Annotated in this window: 23 protein-coding genes and 1 other RNA gene; 8 read left to right on the top strand and 16 right to left on the bottom strand. The window is 41.1% G+C overall.

The window, feature by feature from the left end:
• Nucleotides 1–324 precede the first annotated feature (324 nt).
• The 4 genes from bioD to bioB are packed head-to-tail and all read right to left on the bottom strand — an operon-like array spanning nucleotide 325 to nucleotide 3928.
• Entirely contained in the window at nucleotides 325–999 is a 675-nt protein-coding gene (gene bioD / locus PR766_RS07995; RefSeq protein ID WP_006660183.1) for a dethiobiotin synthase, read from the bottom strand.
• The gene (gene bioC / locus PR766_RS07990) at nucleotides 992–1807 is read right to left on the bottom strand and encodes a malonyl-ACP O-methyltransferase BioC (protein WP_154636186.1); all 816 of its coding nucleotides are present in this window, start codon (nucleotides 1805–1807) and stop codon (nucleotides 992–994) included. The genes bioD and bioC overlap by 8 nt, the downstream gene beginning before the upstream one ends.
• Nucleotides 1785–2942, bottom strand: coding sequence for an 8-amino-7-oxononanoate synthase (bioF, locus tag PR766_RS07985; protein WP_006660185.1), 1158 nt, complete (start codon nucleotides 2940–2942; stop codon nucleotides 1785–1787). The genes bioC and bioF overlap by 23 nt, the downstream gene beginning before the upstream one ends.
• Nucleotides 2942–3928 carry a biotin synthase BioB gene (gene bioB, locus PR766_RS07980; RefSeq protein ID WP_048654629.1) on the bottom strand — a complete coding sequence of 329 codons (987 nt, stop codon included), beginning with the start codon at nucleotides 3926–3928 and terminating at the stop codon, nucleotides 2942–2944. Before bioB ends, bioF begins: the two co-directional genes overlap by 1 nt.
• Before the next feature lie 159 nt (nucleotides 3929–4087).
• Here bioB and bioA point away from each other — a divergent pair, with 159 nt between their 5' ends.
• Nucleotides 4088–5359: an adenosylmethionine--8-amino-7-oxononanoate transaminase gene (gene bioA, locus PR766_RS07975; protein WP_154630516.1), complete on the top strand. Its 1272-nt coding sequence runs from the start codon at nucleotides 4088–4090 to the stop codon at nucleotides 5357–5359.
• A 47-nt stretch (nucleotides 5360–5406) separates the two neighbouring features.
• Here the strand turns inward: bioA and pgl are convergent, their stop codons facing one another.
• Nucleotides 5407–6387, bottom strand: a complete 981-nt coding sequence (gene pgl, locus PR766_RS07970) for a 6-phosphogluconolactonase (RefSeq protein WP_006662293.1) — start codon at nucleotides 6385–6387, stop codon at nucleotides 5407–5409.
• 176 nt (nucleotides 6388–6563) lie between these two features.
• Here pgl and PR766_RS07965 point away from each other — a divergent pair, with 176 nt between their 5' ends.
• The gene (locus PR766_RS07965; RefSeq protein ID WP_006662294.1) at nucleotides 6564–7382 is read left to right on the top strand and encodes a pyridoxal phosphatase; all 819 of its coding nucleotides are present in this window, start codon (nucleotides 6564–6566) and stop codon (nucleotides 7380–7382) included.
• A 114-nt stretch (nucleotides 7383–7496) separates the two neighbouring features.
• Here PR766_RS07965 and modC read toward each other — a convergent pair whose 3' ends face one another.
• The 6 genes from modC to PR766_RS07935 form a co-directional block, all read right to left on the bottom strand.
• Nucleotides 7497–8579, bottom strand: coding sequence for a molybdenum ABC transporter ATP-binding protein ModC (gene modC, locus PR766_RS07960; RefSeq protein WP_006660190.1), 1083 nt, complete (start codon nucleotides 8577–8579; stop codon nucleotides 7497–7499).
• 1 nt (nucleotide 8580) lies between these two features.
• Complete coding sequence (gene modB, locus PR766_RS07955; RefSeq protein ID WP_006660191.1) at nucleotides 8581–9270, bottom strand: molybdate ABC transporter permease subunit; 690 nt, start codon at nucleotides 9268–9270, stop codon at nucleotides 8581–8583.
• A gap of 22 nt (nucleotides 9271–9292) precedes the next feature.
• Entirely contained in the window at nucleotides 9293–10069 is a 777-nt protein-coding gene (modA, locus tag PR766_RS07950) for a molybdate ABC transporter substrate-binding protein (RefSeq protein WP_006660192.1), read from the bottom strand.
• A 190-nt stretch (nucleotides 10070–10259) separates the two neighbouring features.
• Complete coding sequence (locus PR766_RS07945) at nucleotides 10260–11045, bottom strand: surface-adhesin E family protein (protein WP_006660193.1); 786 nt, start codon at nucleotides 11043–11045, stop codon at nucleotides 10260–10262.
• A complete protein-coding gene (locus tag PR766_RS07940; protein WP_006660194.1) occupies nucleotides 11042–11647 on the bottom strand; it encodes a hypothetical protein in 606 nt (201 codons plus the stop codon). Before PR766_RS07940 ends, PR766_RS07945 begins: the two co-directional genes overlap by 4 nt.
• Nucleotides 11648–11938: 291 nt before the next feature.
• The gene (locus PR766_RS07935) at nucleotides 11939–12094 is read right to left on the bottom strand and encodes an AcrZ family multidrug efflux pump-associated protein (RefSeq protein WP_006662296.1); all 156 of its coding nucleotides are present in this window, start codon (nucleotides 12092–12094) and stop codon (nucleotides 11939–11941) included.
• Between the two features lie 192 nt (nucleotides 12095–12286).
• Between PR766_RS07935 and modE the strand changes: the two genes are divergently transcribed.
• From modE to PR766_RS07910, 5 genes are all read left to right on the top strand, one after another.
• Nucleotides 12287–13075, top strand: coding sequence for a molybdenum-dependent transcriptional regulator (gene modE / locus PR766_RS07930; protein WP_006662297.1), 789 nt, complete (start codon nucleotides 12287–12289; stop codon nucleotides 13073–13075).
• Between the two features lie 133 nt (nucleotides 13076–13208).
• Complete coding sequence (gene modF / locus PR766_RS07925; protein ID WP_036982875.1) at nucleotides 13209–14678, top strand: molybdate ABC transporter ATP-binding protein ModF; 1470 nt, start codon at nucleotides 13209–13211, stop codon at nucleotides 14676–14678.
• Between the two features lie 214 nt (nucleotides 14679–14892).
• Nucleotides 14893–15723 (top strand): CPBP family intramembrane glutamic endopeptidase, encoded by an 831-nt coding sequence (locus tag PR766_RS07920; protein WP_006660199.1) that lies wholly within the window; start codon nucleotides 14893–14895, stop codon nucleotides 15721–15723.
• A gap of 180 nt (nucleotides 15724–15903) precedes the next feature.
• Nucleotides 15904–16656, top strand: coding sequence for a 2,3-diphosphoglycerate-dependent phosphoglycerate mutase (gene gpmA, locus PR766_RS07915; RefSeq protein WP_006660200.1), 753 nt, complete (start codon nucleotides 15904–15906; stop codon nucleotides 16654–16656).
• A 185-nt stretch (nucleotides 16657–16841) separates the two neighbouring features.
• Entirely contained in the window at nucleotides 16842–17597 is a 756-nt protein-coding gene (locus PR766_RS07910) for a hypothetical protein (RefSeq protein WP_006660201.1), read from the top strand.
• Between the two features lie 47 nt (nucleotides 17598–17644).
• Here PR766_RS07910 and PR766_RS07905 read toward each other — a convergent pair whose 3' ends face one another.
• The 4 genes from PR766_RS07905 to nadA all read right to left on the bottom strand — a co-directional run bounded on the left by PR766_RS07905 (nucleotide 17645) and on the right by nadA (nucleotide 22068).
• Nucleotides 17645–18613: a hypothetical protein gene (locus PR766_RS07905; RefSeq protein WP_154636187.1), complete on the bottom strand. Its 969-nt coding sequence runs from the start codon at nucleotides 18611–18613 to the stop codon at nucleotides 17645–17647.
• A 197-nt stretch (nucleotides 18614–18810) separates the two neighbouring features.
• Nucleotides 18811–19866 carry a 3-deoxy-7-phosphoheptulonate synthase AroG gene (gene aroG, locus PR766_RS07900; protein WP_006660203.1) on the bottom strand — a complete coding sequence of 352 codons (1056 nt, stop codon included), beginning with the start codon at nucleotides 19864–19866 and terminating at the stop codon, nucleotides 18811–18813.
• 343 nt (nucleotides 19867–20209) lie between these two features.
• Entirely contained in the window at nucleotides 20210–20932 is a 723-nt protein-coding gene (gene pnuC, locus PR766_RS07895) for a nicotinamide riboside transporter PnuC (protein ID WP_154636188.1), read from the bottom strand.
• Between the two features lie 95 nt (nucleotides 20933–21027).
• Complete coding sequence (gene nadA / locus PR766_RS07890) at nucleotides 21028–22068, bottom strand: quinolinate synthase NadA (protein WP_036961938.1); 1041 nt, start codon at nucleotides 22066–22068, stop codon at nucleotides 21028–21030.
• A gap of 238 nt (nucleotides 22069–22306) precedes the next feature.
• On the opposite strand from nadA, the gene PR766_RS07885 reads away from it, so the two are divergent.
• Complete coding sequence (locus PR766_RS07885; RefSeq protein WP_154636190.1) at nucleotides 22307–23182, top strand: aminoglycoside 6-adenylyltransferase; 876 nt, start codon at nucleotides 22307–22309, stop codon at nucleotides 23180–23182.
• Nucleotides 23183–23232: 50 nt separating this feature from the next.
• Here PR766_RS07885 and PR766_RS07880 read toward each other — a convergent pair.
• Nucleotides 23233–23361, bottom strand: a non-coding RNA gene (locus PR766_RS07880) — RtT sRNA.
• Between the last annotated feature and the right edge of the window lie 39 nt (nucleotides 23362–23400).

Here is a 23400-nt window from a genome sequence, read left to right as displayed (position 1 = left end):
CACAATGGTTTTTGAATGTTAATTCACAAGGTTATCCACAGAAATAGTGGATAACTCTGGGAGCCCTTCCCCCTCATGCATTCCCGTAACGTGCTCATTTTGCCATTTGCCCATGAAATGACAGAAATATGGCGAAATGATGAAAGTATTTTTGCTCTCTATTCGTGACAAAAGAAATATTTTCTGTTTTTTTACGGAAACTACTTAGTATTTTCCCTATGAAACTTGACAAAAAAAGGATCATTAACGTTAAAAAAGATCGTTAAAAACACAAAAAAAGAGTCCTCCCCCTAGAACAAACTGCCTAGAGGGTTTTCGCGGAAATTAAAGTCCATAAAGATCTAAATATTGACCTAAAGACGCCGTTGATTGGTCTTCAATATAAGGAATGATCCCCAAGCAGGGCGCTTCGATCATACGTTTAAGTGCAGCGAGATATTCGTGTTGATAAGTGCCCGCAGGCTGGACTTCATTGGCAATCCATCCCACTAAAGATAACCCTGCGGCTTGTATCGCTTGTGCAGTGAGTACGGCATGATTGATGCATCCTAATTTCACTCCTACCACGAGGATCACTGGTAATTGCTGCTCTACTACCCAATCTGCGTAAGTTTTCTCAGTCGAAAGCGGTGTATACCATCCTCCTGCACCTTCGACTAATACCCACTCAGCATATTCTTGTAGCTGCTTTAACCCGCGAGTCATTACTGAAAATTCAATCGGGGTACCTGTTTTTTCACTCACAATATGTGGTGAAGTTGGTGCTTCAAAAATGATGGGATTGATTTGCTCATAGGGTACTTTGACGCTGCTATTTGCCTGAAGCTGTAATGCATCACTATTACGCAAACCGTCTAGCGTCATTTCGCTTCCTGAAGCAACAGGCTTATACCCCACCGTCTTCAATCCTTGAAGATTTGCAGCTTGTAATAATGCACAACTCGACATCGTCTTACCGATTTCGGTATCCGTTCCGGTTACAAAATACGTTTTAGTCACGATACATAATTCCAAATACAGTTTGATAGGTTAATGGCAATCCTTTATCCGCCATTGGGTACACCGCGCTTAATCGCTGCAAACGCTGGCGCGTCATCAGCCCTGCTTGGCGTCCTGCGGTTAAATGAGTTGCACCAATACCTTTCACTGAATTGAGTAATTCAATGAGATTAGAAAAATAGAGCGTGTCTGCTTGTTGATAAAGCTGGCAACGCCATGATTGGCAGTCTTCAACAATCTGTGAATAGGCGAGAAAACGGTTAACATGGGGGTCATCATCAAGGGTTTGCCAAGCTTGGGCTAGCTCCCCTAAAGAGTGCTCCGCTAATGTGGTAAATCCCACTACGCCACCCGGCTTTGTTACACGATACAACTCGCTGAGTGCATGAGGTAAATGCTGGCACCATTGGATAGCCAAATTTGAAAATACCCAATCAAACGAGGCATCCGCAAAAGGAAGCGCATCCATATCCCCACAGACGTATCGATGTGCGGCTTGTTTATTTTTTGCCACCTCCAGCATACCGACAGAGAGATCAAGCGCAGTCACATAAGCACCACGCGCTTGGAGTATTTGGCTAAAAAATCCCGTACCGCATCCAGCATCTAGTACCTGAAGAGGTTCTATGGGTATTTCTGCTAAAGCGTGATCCTCAATGAAACCCAATAACTGTTTACCACTATTTTGTTGGTAATTGGCTAATGCATCGTAGCGTGGTGCAGCTCGTCCAAATGCGGTGGCAATTTTGGTTTTTTCTCGAAGATTTTGTGACGCTTTATTCTCGTCATGACACAAAGACAAACTCATTGAGCGCCTCCAATAATTTGTCGATATCCCTTTGCTGATGAGCAGCACTTAATGTGATTCGCAACCTGGCACTGCCTGGAGGAACGGTTGGTGGTCTAATCGCCTGAACCCAAATCCCTTTTTCACGTAAAAATTGTGACAATTGCAGGCTTTTTTGGTTATCACCCACGATGAGTGGCTGAATTGCCGTATTAGAGTCCACCAGCTGCATATCCGGTAAATTGAGTTGACGTCTAAAATAGCGAATGTTGTTCTGCAACTGACACCGTTGAGCATCAGCTTGCTGGATTTGTTCCACCGCTGCTGAGATAGCCACAGCTTGCGCGGGTGGCATTGACGTGCTGTAAATAAGATGACGAGCTGCTTGAATAAGAAAATCGGCGGTCTGCTCATCGCACAGGACTGCCGCGCCACTCACACCAACTGCTTTGCCAAACGTTGCAACCAAAATATCAGGCTTAATACCATAGTCATCACAGCTGCCGCGACCTTGAGCACCACAGATACCGAGTCCATGGGCATCATCCACCATCAACCATGCATTATGGGAATGTGCTACCGTTTGTAATTTATCCAGTGGTGCGCTGTCCCCATCCATACTAAAGACCCCTTCAGTGACCACTAAAGTTTTCGATGAATGGGGTTTGCTAATTAATTTTTCTAGGGAATCAACACTATTGTGACTAAAACGCCGCAACTGTGCTTGGGAGTGAATCGCTCCTTCAAGGAGAGAAGCATGGCTGAGCCTATCGGCTAAAATACGATCTTCCGCCGTCATTAAGGCAGTAATAAGTGCATGATTCGCCGCAAAGCCTGAAATAAACAGAATCGCGCGAGGATACCCCAACCAGTCAGCTAATTTTTGCTCTGCATCTTGGTGCGCTTGAGTGAAGCCCGTGATATGCCCTGAGCCGCCACTGCCCACACCGTAGATCTGTGCACCTTGCTGCCATGCACGAATAATCTCAGGGTGTTGGCTCAATCCTAGATAGTCATTTGAAGAAAAATTAAGGTAATTTTTCCCTTGATAATCTACTGTCCTACCAGAACTTTTTTCAATACAGCGGCGTTCGCGCCATGCAGAAGCGTCTTTACGCTTCTGCAATTGATCGCCAATAAACGATTGCCAGCTCATTAGACTGCCGCATTATAGAACTGATTGTTATCCGCGGTTAACAGGGTTTCAGCCAGTTTAACCGCCTGCACATTATCACCCTCATGGGTTTCAATACGCTCAGGATTAATATTCAGTTTTTTAAACAGTGCGATATCTTTATTTTCATCAGGGTTTGGCGTCGTTAACAGTTTGCAACCGTAGAAAACAGAGTTTGCACCCGCCATAAAACACAGAGCCTGAGTCTGTTCATTCATATGCTCGCGCCCAGCAGATAGACGTACATAAGAACTTGGCATCATGATCCGTGCTACCGCAATCGTACGGATAAAATCAAATGGGTCTACATCCTCATTATCCGCCATTGGCGTGCCTTCTACTTTCATCAGCATATTGATTGGCACACTTTCCGGTGGTTTTGGAAGATTTGCCAATTGCACTAACAGTGCAGCGCGATCACTGACTTTTTCACCTAAACCTAAGATACCGCCTGAGCAAACCTTAATTCCGGCATTACGCACGTTATCTAACGTATCTAAACGGTCTTGATAAGTCCGTGTGGTAATGATGTTGCCATAATATTCCGGCGAGGTATCTAGGTTATGGTTATAGTAATCCAGCCCTGCATCCGCTAAACGACCGGCTTGTGAATCATCAATCATGCCGAGAGTCATACAAGTTTCCATTCCAAGCGCTTTAACTTCTTTGACCATCATCTCCAAATACGGCATATCGCGCTCTTTTGGATTACGCCATGCAGCGCCCATACAAAAACGCGTTGAACCTGCATTTTTGGCTTTTTTTGCCGATTCAACGACCTGCTGAACTTCCATCAAACGCTCAGTTTCTAAACCTGTTTTATATCGCGCACTCTGAGCGCAATACTTACAATCTTCAGGACAAGCCCCTGTTTTGATTGACAACAATGTACTCACTTGCACTTGTTGCGGGTCAAAATGTTGGCGATGTACTTGCTGTGCTTGAAATAACAATTCAAAAAATGGCATTGAAAACAGTTCATTAGCTTGTTTTATTGTCCAGTTTTTTACTGAGCATTGTTTTAATTGGCTCACAGGATCTCTCCAGTTGAAAAAGTTGTTGCCAGTTTAAATATTGCGATTATCATGTCAACTAAATGATCTAAAAAAAGTTGACGATAAAGAAAGATGGACAGTTGTGATATTGCTTTTGACACCAAACATATTTGGCACCCATACACCTCAATGAGCCACCCGATTCCAGCCTACCCAATCGTTGCCGCAGAAGGCGCTGAGCTCATTATGGAGGATGGAAAAAGATTGATTGATGGAATGTCGTCATGGTGGTCAACACTGCATGGTTATAATCACCCAGTGTTGAATCAAGCTGTCATTGAGCAGCTTGGTAAAATGTCCCACGTGATGTTCGGTGGTATTACTCATCCACCCGCCATTGCACTATGTAAACAACTCGTCGAGATAACGCCAGAGCCATTAGAATGCGTTTTTCTTGCTGATTCAGGCTCAGTTGCTGTCGAAGTTTCCCTCAAAATGGCATTGCAATACTGGCAAGCGCGTGGAGAGAAACGTCAACGTATTCTCACACTACGCCATGGTTACCATGGCGATACCTTTGGAGCGATGGCGGTTTGTGATCCTGATAACTCCATGCACGGTTTATACAAAGGCTACTTGCCACCTCATATTTTTGTGGATGCACCACAATGTGCTTTTCATGATGAATGGAATGAGAGCGATCTTCAGCCACTCAAACAACAACTTGCTAAAAATCATCGGGATATTGCCGCGATCATCCTCGAACCTATCGTTCAAGGTGCGGGAGGTATGCGATTTTATCACCCTAATTATCTCAAAGGCGTACGCGAGCTATGTGATCATTATGGTTTGTTGCTGATCGCAGATGAAATCGCCACGGGCTTTGGTCGTACGGGAAAATTATTTGCTTGCCAACATGCGGGCATTTCACCTGACATCATGTGCTTAGGTAAAGGTTTAACGGGGGGATATATGACGCTTTCTGCGACCATAGCGACCCGCCATGTTGCAGAGACAATTAGTAACGGGGAAGCCGGCTGTTTTATGCATGGTCCAACTTTTATGGGGAACCCATTAGCGTGCGCCGTCGCCAATGCCAGTGTAAAATTATTACTTGAAAGCCCATGGCAAAAAACCGTTGAAAAAATTGAGGAACAACTAAAAACAGAATTACTGCCTCTAGCCCATTATCCTTCTGTTCATGATGTAAGAGTGCTCGGAACGATTGGTGTCATTGAAATGAAACATCCCGTCAACACAGCTGAATTGCAGAAAATTTTTGTCGCAGAAGGCGTGTGGGTGCGTCCATTTGGCAAACTCATTTATGTTATGCCACCGTATATTATTAAACCCGACCAGCTGAGTAAAATTACCCAAGCAATGGAAAAGGTGCTCACGGCGTAACGAAACATGTCGCTGAGCAATCCACTCAGCGACATCGTCATCAACCGTTAACGGAAGGTGACCCACATACAGCCCGCGGACGCTTTATAGCGTGCTAGTTCCGTCAATTCCCCCGTTATCTGATCAATTTTTGATACTGAAATATGATCGGATTTTTGCCCACTCGCCACTAAGAAACAACCGGTTGGATCAATATTAAAGCCTCGCGGTTGCGCCTCTGTTGGGTAGCGTTCTACCAAGCTTAATTCTCGCCCATTATCTGAAACTTGATAGTGGCTTAAATAACTTTCTGAACGCTCACTCGCATACAAATGACGACCGTCTGGTGTGATATGAATATCTGCCGCCCAACGTTGGCTTTGATTGCCCGCAGGGTACAGTGCGACATTCTGCATTTCACGGTAACGTGTAAATTTATGATAAACGTTAATCGTTGAATCTAACTCATTAAGGCAGTAGATCACGCTCTTATTCGGGTGTAAGGCTAAATGGCGTGGACCCGCCTTCGGTGCAGTTGTAATTTGATCTGCCGTGGCTTCGGTTAAATAACCATTTTCTGCCAGATTAAATAAACGGATGTGATCTTCACCTAAACATGGCACCCAAAGTTGCTGATTATCCGCATCCATATGCGATGAATGTGGATGACGTAGCCCTTCAATCACTTGAATAGGCGCACCAGCAACCCCATCACAACCAATCGGCAACACCGCTAAGTTATGCTGATGATATGAAGGGACAAATAAAAATTTACCACTGTTATCCAGCGATAAATGCACCGGTTTACCTGGTACGCTAGTTTGTGCTTTAAAACGTAGTGTGCCTTGAGGTTCAATGTCATAAGTCACTACACTCAGATGAGGACCCACCCCAATATACAACTGCTTTTTGTCGTGACTAACCACCATTGGCTGCACTTGTCCCGGTGTACTCACAGTTTGCAGTAGTGAAAGTTCTCCAGTCTGATTCATTGCCCAAACGTGAATTTGTTGGCTTTCTGGGCTGGCAACATAAACAACCTGATCCATCCTGACTCCTTGATTGATAGTAAAAACAGCAGCATGAAATAATGGATTGACTATACCGAAAAAAAATCAAATTACCGCTAAAAACCGCCTCCGCACAGTTTAATGTATAAACACTAATCAACTTCAGTTATCATAAAGCCCTAAAATGAATCCGAAAAAATCTGATGGAGTCGTTTATGTCATACCGTGTTATTGCCCTCGATCTCGATGGAACGCTACTTGATCACCAGAAAAAAATTCTGCCTGAATCCCTAGAAGTGCTAAATGAAGCCCGTCGACAAGGGGTTAAAGTCATTATTGTGACAGGTCGTCACCATGTGGCCATTCATCCGTTTTATCAGACCCTTGACTTAGATACCCCTGCCATCTGCTGTAACGGTACCTACCTGTATGACTATTTAGGCAAAAAAGTCCTTAAATCTAACCCAATGACGGTTGACTCCGCAGCCTTACTGATTGATAAACTGCGCGGTTCCGATATCCAACACTTAATGTATGTTGATAATGCCATGCTATACCACACCAAAACTGAAGGTGTGACTCGCACATTAAATTGGGCACAATCTTTGCCCCCAAATCAACGTCCAAACCTCGAGTTTATCGAAGATTTTGCTCATGCACTGAATAATTATGAGTCTATTTGGAAATTTGCGGTCACTTCACCGGATCACCAACGCCTACATGATGTTGTTCGTGAAATTGAGTCAGAATTAGACTTGGATTGCGAATGGTCGTGGGAAGATCAAGTGGATGTGGGTCGTAAAGGTAATAGCAAAGGTCAACGCCTGAAAGAATGGGTAGAATCCCAAGGTATGAGCATGAATGATGTGGTTGCTTTCGGCGATAATTTCAATGATTTAAGTATGCTCACAACGGCGGGTCTAGGTGTTGCCATGGGCAACGCTGTTGATGAAGTCAAGCAGCAAGCGAAATTAGTGACTCGCGTGAATACCGAACCTGGTATCGCCGAAGTCATTCGCAAATATGTTTTGTAAAACGACTCAATGTAAGGCTCTGAGTTATTCTTATTGCCGCTAGGCGACAAATTCACTCATCCCTAGGCATATACTTGTGTATATGACTAGGGCAAGTGAATGAAGTCAACAATGCTACGATGTGAAGAATGACGAGCCTTTAGAAAGAGAGATTGACTTAACCTGCGCAAATACCTTACGCCCTTTACGAATCGACAACTCATCCCTTGCCCAGCGCGTGATCCTCGCCCATAAATAGTGTTCATCGCCCAGATCTAACTTCACATCCACTTGCTCTCCATCCTCTATCCACTCCACCACTTCCGCTGACAGAATATTTCTAATACTACTTATCAACGGTTTTTCAAGCACTAAAGAGACATCGGATGCATCGATACGTAATCGTAAAGCGCTATTTTTATCAACATCAACACGGGGGATCCACAGCTTCTGAGTTCCCACCATAACAGCTGTCATTTGGTAGTCAGGATGCTGGCTGTGGACTTCTACATTCAATACACTACTCAAGGTTTCTTGCTGCAACCAAGGACGTAATGCGCTACTCGCCCATACATCCTCTAGCGGACCAAATGCTTTAACTTTACCCTGCGCCATCACAATCACTTTATCCGCCAAGCGCAAAATTTCATCCAGACTATGGCTAACATACAAAATCGGGATTTTAACGTCTTGCGATAATTTTTCTAAATAAGGCAGTAATTCTCGCTTACGCGGCAAATCGAGCGATGCTAGCGGCTCATCCATCAATAAAATTTCTGGCGCCGTTAATAATGCTCGCCCAATGGCAACTCGTTGTTTTTCTCCGCCAGAAAGCGTAATGGGGAAGCGATTAAGTAGCTTTTCAATACCCAGTAATTCAACTATGTCATCAAACTTATCTTTCATTTGCGGTGCCATACCGTAGCGCAAATTACTTTTAACCCGATAATGAGGAAATAGCCGAGCATCTTGGAAAACATACCCAATATGGCGTTTTTCGGGGGGTAAACAAATTCCCTTTTCAATATCCACCAGCGTACGTCCATTCAGAACAATACGCCCTTTGTTTGGTTTGGTTAATCCGCCAATGACGTTGATTAAGGATGTTTTACCCGCTCCAGATAAACCAAAAACGGCAGTAATACTTTCTGTCGGTAACTGGGTGTTAACTTCCATTTGTAAGTCACCCAATTTTTGAGAAAAATTCAGTTCTAACATATTAAGCTACCCCCAGACGCTTCTTGCCCCAACGGGTTAGCCATTCTGAAATTAATAACGAAATTAATGCTAAGACAATCGCAATAATACACAGACGCGCCGCATCCGTTTCTGCTCCGGGCGTTTCTATCAAGGTGTACATCGCTAATGGGATTGTCTGAGTTTCCCCCGGAATATTAGAAACAAACGTAATTGTTGCACCAAATTCCCCGAGAGAACGAGCAAACGCTAAGACAGTACCAACAATAATCCCGGGTAATGATAGTGGGATAGTAATAGTAAAAAATACCCTTAATGGATTAGCGCCAAGGGTTCGAGCGGCTTGTTCAAGTTTTTTATCTACCGCTTCGAGCGCTAAGCGAATAGCCCGAACCATGAGGGGGAATGCCACCACGGCTGATGCTAATGCGGCTCCTCGCCAACTAAATGTAAAACTGAAGCCAAACCAGTCATACAACCACTCGCCAATAAATCCACGCTTACCCATGCTGACTAACAGTAAATAGCCCACTACCACTGGCGGTAGCACCAGTGGCAAGTGGATGATACTGTCGAGCAATGTTTTGCCCGGAAAATGGCAGCGGACTAACACCCAAGCCATTAAAATACCAAGCGGTAAGCTAAATAGCACCGCCACACTGGAAACTTTTAAACTTAGGTAAATCGCTTCCCATTCATAAGGACTTAACATCTGCAACGATATGATCTCTTAGCTATTTTTGATTTGGAGTGAAACCGTAACGTTTAAATACTTCTGAAGCCGCTGGGGTTTTTAAGTATTCATAGTAATCACGGGTCGCTTTATTATCCTGATCTTTCACAATTCCCATTGGATATTCAACAGGTTTATGAGTATCCGCAGGGAAAATTCCGACTACTTTGACTTTCTGGCTTGCTACCGCATCAGAACCATATACGATGCCTAATGGCGCTTCTTGACGCTCAACTAACGCCATGCCACTGCGTACGTTATTTGTACGTGCCAATAACGGATCAACCGTTTCCCAAGCCCCTAAATAGGTCAACGCTTCTTTTGCATAAATACCGACAGGAACGTGGTCAGGGTCACCGACAGCTAACCGACCGCCATCTAACAATTTTTTCCAATCTGTCTGTTTATTGATTTCAACTTTATCAATTTTTGAATCTTTCGGTGCGATTAACACTAATTCGTTACCTAACAAGGTGTAACGCGTGTCTTTAACCATGAGATTTTTATCAATCGCAAAATCCATCCATTGCTGATCAGCAGAGATAAACATATTTGCTGGCGCACCTTGCTCAATTTGGCGGGCCAACGTTGAAGAAGATGCGTAAGACGCAACCACTTCCACATTCGTTTCTTTCTTATATTGCTCTGAAATTTCATTCAGGGCGTTTGTCAGTGATGCAGCAGCGAAAACTGTAATTTTTTCAGCCGCGAAACTATTACCTGCCATCGTCAGCGTTAACGTGGCACCAGCAACTAGAGATATCAAACCTTTTTTCATGTTAATCCACCATTGTATTATTCAACTCGCTATATATATCAAGATACAGCGTTAACTTAAAGTTAAACCATCCATAAAAGTGTGCTAGCTCAATAATTGGTGGATTTACGCACATATAACAATAATATCGACAGGAGGATAGACAACATTAGTATTTCTATTGCCTATCCAATCATAGTGACTAAAAAATTTATTTAACAACAGACTGACATTGCCGATCGTCAATTTCGAGGGATTCTGCAATAGAGCCTTTGATGTAAAAATCTAAATAGATAGCTTTAGGTTTTGCCATCCCAAACTTATTCATAAACAAATCACAGTGCCGTGCAACCTGCTGATGTTTAATTTCGTTATTGAACTTTTGCTGGAATGCTTCTTTTGTCATGTTATCCACTTGGTATGAAATATGAATAACATTGGCTTTCTTTTCTGCCCCTGTCACACTCAGCCAATCATTTATTTTTAGGGGACTTTGTTGATTTAAAACATCCACAAAAATATCCGTGGATTTATCAACATCGGCACGCATTTCGCACAACTTTTTCCAAAACATGCCATTAAAATTATTCTCCCCTGCGATTTCCCAATTGCTACTCGTCTCTGGGTAAGGAATATCTGGCTTACCCGTCGCATATGGGTTAGCAAAGAATCCGATTGGTCGCTCCGTATATTTATTGGTTTTTCTACAATCGTAAACATGCGTCGCTCTCATCGACTTCATTTTCACACCGCGGAACTCTTCTTCTTTTTTAAATGACGTCACGATATCGATCTGAACCAGATCAGGGTTACCTTTGTAGTAATGCGAATCTGGTTTCGCCATATACAAGTTGCTTGATTTCGTTTCAAACCACTTTACATATCCAGCGGGCAGCGCTGAAGATTGGAAATCGGATTGCGTTGAAGATTTACCGATATTTTGGCAACCCACGACGGTAAGGCAGGCAAATGACAGCATCATGAATTTAACTTTCATTTGATTAACCCTGATTCACGTAGATCCTTCTGATCGACTTTTCCTTGGATAGTACAAAATAGCGTCACTTTTTTGTCGCTATTAACTTCAATAATGAAAAGCTTTTCAGCCGATTCTTCATCAGGAGCCATATTTGACGCAGGTGAGTTATTTTTGAGCCATTTATCCGATACAGAATTACGATACATTGCGTTATATACGTAAGAATCATCTGAGACTTTAACTAAATCTATTTGTGGTGATAACGCTTTAATTACGTCATTAAAAGGCTGGTTTGTTTCAAATCCCCAAAAATAATATTCTCCCGTCGGTGCATTTGGTACAACACCCTTATATTTATTGAAGTCCGTATATTCTACTGAAAATTTTTCGAGTTTTAATTTACCGTCTTGTATTGAAATTGGCTTGATAAAAGCGTTGCCATCAATCATTTTTTGTTGATAAAATTCATTAAAAATCTGATTTAACTCTTTATTTTTACTGGCTTCTTTGAAAAAACCAGCATCACAATTCGATAATGATTTTACCAGTGCGGAGGCGCTCGCCGTATTAATACCTAATATCACTATCAATTGAATAAAAATCGCCATAAATAACTTCATAAAACCATCCTTTAAATAACATTTAATCTTCAAAAAATACTTATAATATTAATATAGTATGCGTTATAAATTTAATAAGTGAGAGCATCTATACACATTGGTTATATATATCGAATTAAATGGAATAATTACAGCAGAAATACATTTATCGTTGATAATTTTTGATGGGCTTCCCATAACAGCCTGTTGGCTATTATAAAGAATCATTTTTGGAGTGTTAAAAATGACTTGCCCCCCAACTACTCAGTAGTCAGAGGGCAATAATTAGCAAGAAAATAAATCTACAAGAGATTATTTGCTTTCTTCATGATGATGGTGATGTGGAACGTGCGCTTTAGACAATAAGTTAAAAAATGAACCTAAGCCATAGATCAGACCCATAATCAGCACCATGACAACTGGAACCATTAATAGGGCAAAGCCCAAACTTTTGATAAGTTCTAACATCGAAACCTCTTCAGTGATACTGTGCTCACCAGCATGCTGATACGCTGACGAGGAAAAAACCAATACAACGAAAATAATAACGCACAATAGCATTATATTGCATACTATTTTAGACAAATTATTATACTAGCAACATACTAAATGTGCTTTTTGCCTTTGCCGCCATAATCCTAGCTAGGGAGTTCGAATACAATGCAGGCCGAAATATTACTTACATTGAAACTACAGGGAAATTTGTTTGCCGATCCTCGCCGAATTGCCCTATTGAAACAGATAAAAGCAACAGGTTCAATTAGCCAAGGCGCTAAACTTGCAGGGATCAGCTATAAAAGCGCTTGGGATGCCATCAATGAGATGAACCTGCTCACCGATGACATTCTCGTAGACAGGGCCACTGGAGGCAAAGGCGGCGGTGGGACGACCCTGACGCCCTACGGAGAAAGACTGATTCAGCTCTATGATTTACTGGGACAAATTCAGCAAAAAGCGTTTGATGTACTCAAAGATGATAGCCTACCACTGGATAGCTTATTAGCCGCCATTTCTCGCTTTTCACTACAAACCAGCGCCCGTAACCAATTTTTTGGCACCTTGATTGCTCGAGATCACAATCATGTATTGCAGCATGTTCAAGTCAAACTCGCCGATCAAAAAACCGTCATCAACGCAGCCCTGACCGAATCCAGCGCTAATCGTCTTGGCTTAGTTGAAGGAAAAGAAGTTCTCGCTCTCATTAAAGCCCCGTGGGTCAAATTAACGAAACAACCGAGCAAGACTCACTTTGATAACCAACTGAGCGGCGTCGTTTCAACCCTCGAAAGAGGACCAGAAAATAGCGAGATTCTCGTCACTTTATCGGGTGGTGAAACGCTTTGCTCCACCTTATCAAATCAAGAAGTTGATGCGATAAAACTCGCAGTTAATGATCCAATAACTGCACTATTTAATGCAGATCAAGTGATTATCGCTACACTTTGTTAGATTTTTAGGGATTAACACCCCCAATACAGACCTTTTATTCGACTTTTTTAGCTTCCGTCCAGAGTGACTTATTGACTTTGCTTGTAAACCTGATTATTTGTGGTAACAGACAGGTCAATGATAAGGAAGCTAAATGAGCTCGATAACAATACAAAATGGGTGCTTTAAGCTGAGCGAGACTCAAACGCTCGATATTCCTCATCTCGAAATTCATTCGGGTGAAAGCTGGGCTTTTATTGGCGCAAATGGCAGTGGAAAATCATCGCTAGCCCGTGTGTTGTCTGGGGAGCTTCAATCTCTTTCAGGCATGATCCAAGTTGACTTTAAGTCGCCTATTCGCCTCTCTTTCGAGCAGCTTCAAAAGATTATTGCCCAAGAATGGCAACGTAATAATACCGATTTACTCAGCGAGGATGAAGACGACACAGGTTTTACCGCAGCTGAAATTATTCAACTTCATCATAAAGATAACGAACTGTGCTTAGAGCTCGCCGCTAAATTTGGTATTAGTGACTTACTGTCACGTCGATTTAAATATCTCTCGACGGGAGAAACCCGCAAAGTCTTGCTGTGCCAAACCTTAATGGGCTCACCCGATTTAGTGATCTTAGATGAACCCTTCGATGGTCTAGATATTTATTCCCGTCATAATCTTAGTGAGCTCCTGTTTGATCTTCATGAAAAAGGTCTCACATTAATATTGGTTCTCAATCGTTTTGATCAAATTCCTGATTTTGTCGAACACCTAGGTGTAGTTGCTGACTGTAAGCTCACTATGAGCGGAGATAGAGAGTCTGTGCTTGCTAATACATTAATTAGCCAGCTACAGCACAGTGAAAAAATCAAACAGCTCACGATCCCTGAGCAAGAAGACCCGACTCTTGATGATGGACTAGATCACGAAATACCACACATTATTTTGAATAATGGTGTTGTGAGCTATAACGATAAACCTATTTTACATGGCTTAAATTGGCAAGTTAACCCTGGTGAACATTGGCAGATCATTGGTGAAAATGGTGCAGGTAAATCCACATTATTGAGCCTGATCACCGGAGACCACCCTCAAGGTTATAGCAATGATTTAACCCTGTTTGGACGCCGCCGGGGTAGCGGGGAAACCATTTGGGATATTAAACGTCATATTGGCTACGTCAGTAACAGTATTCACCAAGAATATCGTGTGGCAACCAGCGTTCTCAACGTGATTATTTCTGGCTTTCATGATTCCATTGGTTTGTATCAAACCCCATCTGACCGCCAGATTCAGCTAGCGTATGAATGGTTAGCGCTACTTGGATTAGCACCACAAACGGCTCAACAACCCTTTCATAGCTTATCGTGGGGTCAGCAGCGATTAGTCCTCATTGCCCGAGCCTTAGTTAAACACCCTGCCTTGCTGATTCTTGATGAACCACTACAAGGACTCGATGGATTAAATCGACTTCTTGTGTTGCGTTTCATCGATATCATGCTCAGCAAAGGGAATACCCAGCTGTTATTTGTTTCCCATCATCAGGAAGACGCCCCATCGTGTATTACACACCGACTCAGATTTGTCCCTGAGGGTGAGAAATACCGTTACGAGATTGATAAAATTTAACGCTATGCTATATCGCTGATAAATAGAATATTCTGTTTTCAGCGATATTCAATCTAATGATTGAATATAAATATTAATAAACCAAAATTAACATATTGATTAATAAAAATTATTTTAGCCAAAATACAGAAATAACAATTTAAAATCGAAAATTAGCCAAATTTCCTTAAAATCTGCCGTTTTAATAATTTAAATATTTATATAGGTATTACTTATGGCTTGGTTAATGTTAGCCTCATCACTTGTCACACTCACCACACATCGATTTGTTTCATTGTTACTCTTGTTCATTGCCATCACCATCGCAGCATTCACTGGCATCATTCATTGGCAAGCACTGCTATTACTCGGCTTTATTACGGCTATTTGCATCATTCATTTGTACTACTCACACATTTCAATCCTAAAAATAGGCAGTGAAATCATCCTTGTTTCCTGCGCTATTGGACTATTGATTCATGCACTTCCAGGATTTAATAATCTAAAATATTTAGATAAAGCATTCGTTGGTGCACAAAGCGCATCATTTACGCTGTATTTTAACTTTGATAAAGCATTAATTCCTTTTATTTTGCTCGCTTGCTTACCCACTTTACTCGTCTCTAAACCGGTAAAAAATGCCTCTCGTCGCCAGTGGCTACTACTCATTATCGCGGTTCCTGTGCTACTCATTATCGCCACACTTGCAGGTGGTTTAGGCGTTGAATTTCATTTACCCACTTGGCTACCTGCATTTGTTATCAGTAATATACTGTTCGTTTCTTTCGCTGAAGAAGCACTATTTCGTGGATACCTACAACAACGTCTTACTCAATGGTCAGGCTCGCCTTATCTAGCATTGATACTCACGGCATTATTGTTTGGTGCTGCCCACTTTGCTGGAGGACCGTTATTAATCCTGTTTGCTACACTTGCAGGTCTGATTTATGGTCTTGCTTGGATGTGGAGCGGTAAATTATGGCTTGCTGTATCGTTTCACTTCGGGTTAAATTTAGTTCATCTGTTATTTTTTACTTATCCCATAAAAATGGTATCTGGGCAATAAACAGGCAATTTAGTCACTTTTACGCCAACGATTTTCATGTAAACGTACCTGCACTGGTGCATTTTTTGATTTGGCTTGGTGAAAACGTAAGTTGTTACTAGCGTTCGAGTTGACTATCCCTATAATGTAACTCAGCAATAATTCATTTTTAATTTGAATGTACTGATAGGAGTTTTAGCTATGGCTGTAACTAAACTGGTTTTAGTAAGACACGGTGAGAGTGAGTGGAACAAAGAAAACCGCTTCACCGGTTGGACTGATGTAGAACTGTCAGAAAAAGGTCGCGAAGAAGCAAAAAATGCAGGTCAACTGCTGAAAAAAGAAGGTTTTGTTTTTGATTTCGCTTATACCTCTGTTCTGAAACGTGCTATTCACACCTTATGGAACATTCTGGATCAAGTTGAACAGCAATGGCTGCCAGTTGAAAAAAGTTGGAAACTAAACGAACGTCACTACGGTGCACTGCAAGGTTTAGACAAATCAGAAACCGCAGCAAAATACGGCGATGAGCAAGTGAAACTGTGGCGCCGTGGCTTTGCTATCACGCCTCCAGATCTGACAAAAGATGATGAGCGTTTCCCTGGTCACGACCCACGCTACGCAAACTTAAAACCATCTGAACTGCCAGTTACTGAAAGTTTAGCAACGACTATCGACCGTGTTGTTCCTTACTGGGAAGAAGTGATTAAACCACGCGTTGAGAAAGGCGAGAAAGTGATCATCGCTGCACATGGTAACTCACTGCGTGCACTGGTTAAATACTTGGATAACATGGGTGAAGAAGAAATTTTGAACCTGAACATCCCAACAGCAGTGCCGCTGGTTTATGAATTTGATGAAAACATGAAACCAATCAAACACTACTATTTGGGCAACCAAGATGAAATCGCAGCGAAACAAGCAGCGGTAGCTAACCAAGGTAAAGCGAAGTAATCACTTACTTCATGTAAGACCTAAAGTGGTTAAATTGAGGGTTAAGCTAATGGCTTAGCCCTTTTTTATCACTATTTTCCCCATTTTACTGACTCGATCATAAAATCTATTCGCTTGGAGTGTCGAAAACGACAATAACCGACTATCATAGGCAAAATTTACTGAAAGGTTGATAAAACAAGATAATGAATAAATTTAATCTTTATGTCTGGGTTGGGTTGATCCTCAGCGCCAGTATTTTAGGTGCGCTCCTGTATATGTTACAAACCGGAGAAATGAGCCTTGAAGGGCCCGCGGGAAGTGCAAACCCTGAATTGATGAAAACATTGATGATCATAGCCTGTGTCAGCTTCCCACTGCAAATTGTGAGCATGATGGTACTCAACTATAAGCCGACATTTGCCATTGTCCTTGCCATTATCAGCAGTATTGCGTTAATGCCCATTACGATTGTCTTTGCGATGGGAATGATTTTTTCTGCTATTCGTTGGCGCTACCATCAACTGACCCCATTTGATACTACGATTAATGTACCTTTCGACATTAATATTCCAATGAACAAGCGCAACAATACTATCATGGTGTTTTCCATTGCTATTTTAGGTATCGTGCTGATTGTATTAAGTCAGAGCTTAGGAATGTTTTTATTTGTATTCGCCGTTTTCTTGGGTTTCTTTGGTAAAAAAGCTAGTTCTTCGACCTACCTAGCTATCAAGGATAACCATTTTTATATTCGTCCAAATATCTTTGCGTATTGTTATCGTATTCCTCTCAGTGATGTGTTCTACGTAAAAAGCCATAAAGGAAAGCTCTATTTCCATGTGAATGTACCTAATGAAAGGCTGATATTAACCGCTCGCCCAGAGAACATCAGCGACACCGAATTTGAGCCCAAAGATCAATTAGGCTTACTTCTTAAGAAAATAGCCAAATTTCAGTAACGCCAAGAACCACTGCCAGCCAATCCTTTGGCAGTGGTTTATCGGTCTTAATTAACTTGAGGAATTTGTGGTATCAAACCTTTTATTGGCGCGACATCCATGACTGCCTTCTCAATAGCATTAGTGTCTATGACTTTAAATCCAGCAATAGCTACGGTTAAGTTTCCTGATATATCGTTACTGGTCATCTCAATAATATCAGGAAAATGCATAATGATTCTATTTTCTCGACTCAGTCCCAGTTGCTGAAGTGCACTTCCTATTGCTTTATTTTCATCGATAATTAACTCTTTTTCTTCCTTTTGGTATTGTATTTTTATATCAAGCGATTCAGTTTCATCTTGAGTTAGCTGTTCATTTGCTAATTTATACTCTAGATTAGCCAATGAAATATCTAACTCACTGAGATATTTTTCATTACTATCGAGAGCACCAATGTAATCATAGCCATAGTAAATTTTATTATTCTCATCATAAACATTAAAAGAATATTCAATATGATTAAGAGAAGACCTCAAATCATCTAATGCATTGCTAAATGCAATATTAATTTTATCATATGACTCAATTATTGAATAAATTTCAACATTCAAATTACGAAGGTTAACTTTATCCTTCCAAGTTAATTTTGGTACTAATTTCATTATGTTATCTATTTTTTTATTTTTACTAAAAATAGTATCTTTAATTTTCAAAAAATCTTCAGATGGAATTTTGCAGTTTTCAATTGTCATTGATAACTCTTGTAAATCATGAATTTCGTTGTTAAATGATGAATTAAAAATATTAAGTCCATTTTGATATTTTAACATAAACACTATGTTTTCATGAGAGACATCATAATAAATATCAGGATTTTCTGCTAATATTGCACTGAGTTCACCACTAATCAAACTCGTTTTTTTATTATATTCTTTATAGCTTTCATTTAATCTCTCCATTTTATTTTTTAATAAATCAAACTCATTAATTAAGTTTATTTTATGATTTATTTCATTTATTGTTTGTCTTTCCATTTTAAATCCTTTTATTTTAAATAAGCCAATTTATGTTAACATCAAAATTAAGTTATATTTAGATAAAAAATAAAACAAATTTATTTTTCATATTGTTAATTAATTTATTTTATAAACATGAATACTTCATAAAATGGACATTAAAAAGCCCACTCAGATTTTGAGTGGGCTACAATATATGACTAGAATAATTTAGATTATTTATTTCGACGAGCAATGACTGCTTCCGATAATTGGCGTAATACTTTTTCCGTATCATCCCAGCCAATACACGCATCTGTCACGCTCTTGCCGTACACTAAAGGTTCGCCTGATTCTAAATTCTGGTTACCTTCAACTAAGTGACTTTCGATCATCACGCCCGTAATTGAGCGATCACCTTGACTGAGCTGAGTGCTCACATCCGTCGCCACTTCCATCTGTTTTTCAAATTTCTTACTGCTATTAGCATGACTAAAATCAATCATAATGCTTGGGATTAACCCTGCGTTAATTAACCCTTCTCGTACAGCTTTAACATGTTCAGCACTGTAGTTTGGCTCTTTTCCACCACGCAGAATAATATGGCAATCAGGATTCCCGCTCGTATTCACAATGGCTGAATGCCCCCACTTAGTTACAGACAGGAAGCTATGTGCTGAACGTGCTGAATTAATTGCATCAATGGCAATTTTAATTGTCCCATCCGTTCCATTTTTAAAACCTACGGGACAAGACAAGCCTGATGCTAGCTCACGATGAATTTGCGACTCGGTAGTTCGGGCTCCAATTGCCCCCCAACTCATCAAATCAGCTACATATTGCGGACTGATCACATCGAGAAACTCACCTGCTGTTGGTAAACCTTGGTCATTAATCGTTAACAGCAGCTCACGTGCAATACGTAACCCTTCGTTAATATCAAAGCTATGATCCATATGAGGATCATTAATAAGCCCTTTCCAACCGACGGTGGTGCGCGGTTTTTCAAAATACACACGCATCACGATTTCTAAGGAATCTTTTAGTTCTTCACGAATTTCTTTCAAACGCTCAGCATATTCCAACGCTGCTTTTGTATCGTGGATAGAACATGGACCAATAACAACGACAAGACGATCATCTTTTCCTACTAGGATATTATGAATAGCATGACGAGCTTCATGAACGGTAAACGCCGCTTTATCGGTTGCTGGAAATTTTTCGAGCAGTGCAATAGGGGGTAATAATTCTTTTATTTGTTTTACTCTGACGTCATCGTTCTGATAGTTCATACTGGTATATCCAATGTTTATTATTTTTCCTAAGGTTGAATTACATACCCTTTTGAGTCTCAATAGCTAACAATTAACTTAAAATGCGACAGGTATCGAATTTTCAATCTAACCGTTCCCTAGCCATCTGTAAACAGCCAAAATGGCAAGATAACCATCCATTATTTAAGTTCTGATTATAAAATGGGGTGAAACATTGATATTTAGCACAATTGCTAAATGATAGATGGGTTATACAGAGTAAAAATATACAGAAACGGCTAAACAACGATAATGTTACTTTAGCCGTTTTTTGCATTTTTTCCTATCGAGCTGTATGTTCAAGCTACCTGTTCAAAAATACTTAATCGCGAGATAGTGCTCTTGAGCCATTTTGTTTTGCAGATTTGATCCACAACCGTGACCCATTTAACGCAATACCTAGCAATATTAAATATTCTAGGGACATAGCGTATACCCCTTGAATAAAGAAGATCACAACGCTAATTACGTTAATTACCACCCATAGCAACCAGTTTTCCACATATTTGCGGGTCATTAAAATCATCGCAACAACCGATAATACCGTCATAGTGGAATCCCAGAATGGGAAGGCATCTGGGTCAAGAATTGGCAATGTTAAATTAGCGCCAAATAGATTTAAGAGTTCAACCGCCCACGTTGCTAAACGACCAAAGACGACATCAATATTTAGCGTAAGAAAAATGATAGCCAAAATCGAAATTACCAGTGTCGTTAACGCTTTCGGCAAGATTAACCAACGAATTTTCAATTCAGCTTCTTGAGCGCTCGACATTCGGCTCCAAGCATACCAACCATAAATATTGGCACCGAAGAAAAATACCTGTAAAAGTAAATTCGCGTATAACTGAATTTGGAAGAAAATTACTGCAAATAAGGTGACGTTAATCAGACCAAATAAGTAGTTAATGGTTTTTTCGAAACTTGCTAATAAAATACACAGTAAACCAGCCACTGTACCGACAGCTTCAATATACGAAAGATCATAAACAGAACCCCATAATGGGATCTGGATTAATGTATTTGCGGTGCTAAAAAACTCCATTCCTAAATCCTATTTATCATCAATAGTTAAAATAGCATTGCTCACCAATATCACAGGGTTAACTCATTTGAAATTAAACCCTAAATTTTTGTTTATTATTTTAGACTTTCTGCAAACTTTAACATTTTATCTAATGGCAAGAGCGCTTTTTCACGTAAATGCTCCTCTACATAAATTTGATTCGCACTGCCATCCCCTTCAAGGGCTTCTGTAATCGCTTGTAAGCCATTCATTGCCATCCAAGGACAATGAGCACATGTACGACAAGTCGCGCCTTCACCGGCTGTTGGTGCGATGTACAACGACTTATCTGGGCATGCCTGCTGCATTTTGTAAAAAATCCCCTTATCCGTTGCCACTATCATCGATGGATTGGGTAAATTTTGTGCTGCTTTAATCAGTTGACTGGTCGAGCCAACAGCATCGGCTAAATCAACAATGGCTTGAGGTGATTCTGGGTGTACCAATACCGCGGCTTCTGGATACATGGCTTTCATTTTTTCCAGTGACTGAGTTTTAAACTCGTCATGAACGATACAAGCCCCCTGCCAACATAAAATATCTGCGCCAGTTTGTTGCTGGACATAACGACCTAAGTGTTTATCCGGTGCCCAAATGATCTTTTCACCAAGGCTATCTAAATGATCAATCAATTCTACCGCAATGCTGGAGGTCACAACCCAATCGGCACGCGCTTTAACCGCTGCGGAGGTATTGGCGTATACCACAACCGTCCTGTCTGGGTGCGCATCGCAAAAATGCGCAAATTCTTCATCCGGACAGCCAATATCTAGCGAGCATTGGGCCTCCAGCGTTGGCATCAAAATATTTTTTTCGGGGCTCAGGATCTTAGCGGTTTCGCCCATAAATCTAACACCAGCAACAAGGAGAGTTGAAGCATTATGTTTAGCGCCAAAGCGTGCCATTTCAAGAGAATCAGCCACGCAGCCCCCTGTTTCTTCAGCTAAAGCTTGAATTTCAGGATCGGTATAGTAATGCGCTACAATCACGGCGTTTTTTTCAACTAATAATTTCTTAATACGCTCACGATAAAACGCTTTTTGATCGGTATTCAACGGTGCTGGTTTTGGTGGAAAAGGATAAACAGCATGGTCAAAATCGATAAACTCGCTCATGTCTTGCCTCTGTTTAGCAGAAAGTTATTTTATGCCTAAAAAATTTCATAGAATCACTAATTCTGCATTTTTTGTTTTATATACTAAACAAGATACGCCAGTTTGGCTAAGATGTCTGCAAGGATTTCACCTAACGAGGGAATGATTTTACGTCCCCCCCCTTTCCACGATTTGTTTTTCGCTTTTCTCCTCATTTGTCGGTATCTTAGCGACTCCTGTTAACTCCAATAGGTCAGTTATGGAATCACCTGCAACGTTACTCAATAAAATAATTTCTATTTCATTACTCGAACCTAGAATCGACGCCGTCATACTCACGGGATCTAGAGGGAGAGAACTCAATATTGATAGCTATTCTGATATCGATATTGAACTCATTGGTCATGGTGTCACCGCACTTTTCCATGATAAAAAATGGTTCAGCCTTATTGCCAATCCATTGATTGCATTACATTTAGAAAATGGTGGAGAAAATGAGCCTGAAAGCCCTACCTGCTTAGTGATTTATGAGGAAGGGCGCAAAGTCGATTTTACCTTTGCCGAGCCTTCACGATTACTCAATATGCAGCAACAAGGGTTAGATAGTACTTACTCACGCGGTTTTGTCGTGCTGTTAGACAAAACAGGCATTACCGATGCACTCTCAATACAGAACTCTAGTGCATTAAAACCAACACCATTGACTGAGCAGCAATTCACCGAATTAGTGACTGATTTTTGGTTTGAAGCTCATCAAGTCGCGATTGCGTTAACGCGTAATGAGCTATGGGTTGCTTGGTCAAGAAGTACAGATATGAAACGCTTCTTTCTCAATCTACTCGAGCAAACTGTTGCTCATAGAGTACCACCACAAGATGTTTGGTATAACGGCAAACAATATCAGCAATGGATGCCTGAACGTATAGTCCAATCAACTGAAACGCTTTTCGACTGTGGAACTACACAAAAAGCAGCATTATCACTGCATTGCTTGATGGGTCATTTTATGGAAGCGATGACTGAGGCCATTGAACTGTTTGGTTATCAAGATAATCGAGCTGTAGGTTTAAAAGTGCAAGAAATCGTTATCGGGATCTTAAAGGATAATGGGTTAATCCCTGAAAACCTGGAATAAATGATATTGAGCTGGCGAGGGAATGCTGGTTTTTTAGATGGGGTTTGAAATGGTGGGTCGTGCAGGATGACTCGGGCTCTGCCCTCGCCCTTCGGGTCGTTGCGGCAAGCGCAACGCTGTCTCGCTTCGCTCGGCTCGAACCTGAACGCAGCTTCTCACCTGCACTCAACGCACAATATGCAAATGACAGAGTTGTTTGTAATTGGGGAGTTTACTTG

It is taken from the genome of Providencia sp. PROV208 (genome assembly GCF_028479465.1).
Classification (GTDB): domain Bacteria; phylum Pseudomonadota; class Gammaproteobacteria; order Enterobacterales; family Enterobacteriaceae; genus Providencia; species Providencia alcalifaciens.
The sequence above is the reverse complement of the archived record's forward strand: the minus strand, read 5'-3'. Positions and strand labels throughout refer to the sequence as shown.